The organism is Acidisphaera rubrifaciens HS-AP3 (genome assembly GCF_000964365.1).
GTDB lineage: Bacteria > Pseudomonadota > Alphaproteobacteria > Acetobacterales > Acetobacteraceae > Acidisphaera > Acidisphaera rubrifaciens.
This window is the reverse complement of the sequence record NZ_BANB01000978.1, coordinates 1-2,290: the sequence shown is the minus strand read 5'-3', so window position 1 is coordinate 2,290 and position 2,290 is coordinate 1. Positions and strand designations below refer to the sequence as shown.

At 72.3% G+C, this 2,290-nt stretch carries 2 protein-coding genes; one reads left to right on the top strand and one right to left on the bottom strand.

Annotated features, from left to right (window positions below; translation table 11 throughout):
• A partial coding sequence (locus B8460_RS19495) for a Hint domain-containing protein (RefSeq protein ID WP_048863292.1) occupies nucleotides 1–1,237 on the top strand: 1,237 nt, incomplete at its 5' end.
• Here B8460_RS19495 and B8460_RS19490 read toward each other — a convergent pair.
• Nucleotides 1,132–2,290: glycosyltransferase family 61 protein (locus tag B8460_RS19490; RefSeq protein ID WP_048863291.1), on the bottom strand; the 1,159-nt coding region annotated here is incomplete at its 5' end. The genes B8460_RS19495 and B8460_RS19490 overlap by 106 nt on opposite strands.

Below are 2,290 nucleotides of genomic sequence, written 5' to 3'. Positions count from 1 at the left end.
GCAGGCGGTCCCGCGGCCGGGGGGGGGCAAGGGGCTCGGCGGCGCCATTTTTCTGCAGGGCAGCTTCGATATCAGACAGCCGATCATCGAGAAGATCACGCTGGCCGCACAGGCGGGCCAGACGCTCGATATCGCCGGCACGGTCGCCGACCAGACCGGATCGGGTGGCCTCGGTATCACCAGCGGCGCGGGACGCCTCGTCATCAACGGGCCTGGCACGGTAAGGCTCGACGCGCGCAACACCTTCGTCGGCGACATCATCGTCAACGGCGGCACGCTCGACCTCGCGGCAGCGGGCGCGGGGGGCGGCGGAGGAATCTTCTTCAGCAACGTCGCCGACCCGACCATCAGCTTCACCCCCGCCACCGCGCCCACCAACCCGATCCTGGGCTTCCTCGCCGGCGACACCCTGCTCATCACCGGCTTCGTGGAGACCAGCGAGACCTATGTGGGGAGCGCCCTGACCCTGTTCGGCAACGGCGGGCCGATCACCCTCGACCTCCCCGTCATCAACCCCGCCGACCTCGTCGTCGCCACCGCCGGCGGCGACACCACCGTCACCAGTACCCAGCCGGCCTGCTACGCCGCCGGCACCCGCATCGCGACCGCGCGCGGAGAGGTCGCGGTGGAGCATCTCGCCGTCGGCGACCGCGTGCGCACCGTGGACGCCGCGTGGCGGCCCGTCGCCTGGATCGGGCATTTCCACGTCGACTGCGCCGCCCACCCCCGCCCGGCGGAGGTCTGGCCCGTGCGCGTCCGCGCCCATGCGTTGGCCGACGGGATACCGGCCCGCGACCTGTTCCTCTCGCCCGACCACGCGCTGTTCATCGACGGCGTGCTCATCCCCGTGCGCCACCTGATCGACGGCGACGCGGTGGCGCGCGTGCCGGTCGCGTCGATCGACTACTGGCACCTCGCGCTGGAGACGCACGACGTCGTGCTCGCGGAAGGGATGCCGGCGGAGACCTTCCTCGATGACGGCCGCGACCGCCTGCCGCCCGGCGCGGGCTCCCCCGACCCTGCCCTGCTGTGGGAGGCACAGGCCTGCGCGCCGCTCGTCGTCGTCGGCCCCGCCGTCGAAGCCGTTCGCACCGTGCTCGCCCGCCGCGGCCTGTGCCGGCGCGGCGGCGTTCAGCCGCCGAGAAGCGCCGCGATATCCGCCTCGGCTGCCACGAAGTCGCCGTTCCACGTCGTCGCGTCCTGCGCGCCGGCCGGGGCGCAGCGCACCTCGGCATAGTCCATGCGTTTGATGTTCGCGATGAACCAGTAGAACGTGTCCGGCATGTGCGCGTGCTGCAGCAGGGTCACGTTGATGCCCGGCTCGCAGAACGCGATGTTCGCCATCGCCGCCCCGCCCACGCCCACGACCTCCGCGGCGGCGCGAAACGCGGTGATCTGCTCGACCAGCGTCATCGTCGACGGATCGATCACGTCCCACCCGGCATCGGCAAACCGGGCGGCGACCACGTCCTGATCGACGAGGTTGCGCTGCTCCGTGCCGCCGCGCCGCACGAACAGCCGCCGCGCCGTGCCGGGCGCCACCGTCAGGCCGAGACCCTCCACCGATGCGACGGCGAGCGGCGACAAGTACCGCCCATGATCGGACAGCCCGTCGAACAGGAACAGCTGGTCGAAGCGCTGCGGCTCCGGCCCGGTGATCGTCATCTGATCGAGGCCGATGCCAAGCTGAAACAGGCTGCGATACGCCACGTCGAGCATCAGCGGCGTGGTGCGGTGGAAGACGTAGTTCAGCCGGAGCTGCGGCATCACCTGCCGCGCGAGATAGGCGCGCGGGAACATCTCCAGAAGGAAATGCCCGTAGTTGAACGGCGACAGCTGCTTGCACAGCACCGACGGCCCGGCGTGGCGATTGAGCCGCCCGTCCGCCGCCGCGGCACGGATGCGCGCGCGCGCCGCCTCCACCGCCGCGTCGTCGAACCCCGTCGCGGTCGGGGCGATCACCCGCAGGTCGCGGTCGAACACCATGGCGTCATCGACCACGATCGCGTCGCGCACCTCCAGCAGCGTCACCGGCGCGGGCGGGAACTCGAAGCGCGTCCAGGCCTCGTCCATCGCCGCCAGCGGCCCCGGCGGGATCAGCGCCGCGTTGACGATGCGCGGATAGCGCACGACGAAGCCCGGCGCCTCCAGCCGCAGCACCGGCGGCGGCCGTATCCGTCCCACCGTCGCGCCGACGGCCCATCCCGCCAGGGTCCCGCCGGATGCGGCGCCCGGCGCTCCGCCGGATCCGGACGACGCCTGCCCGGCGGCGGGATGCGCGGCAGCAGGT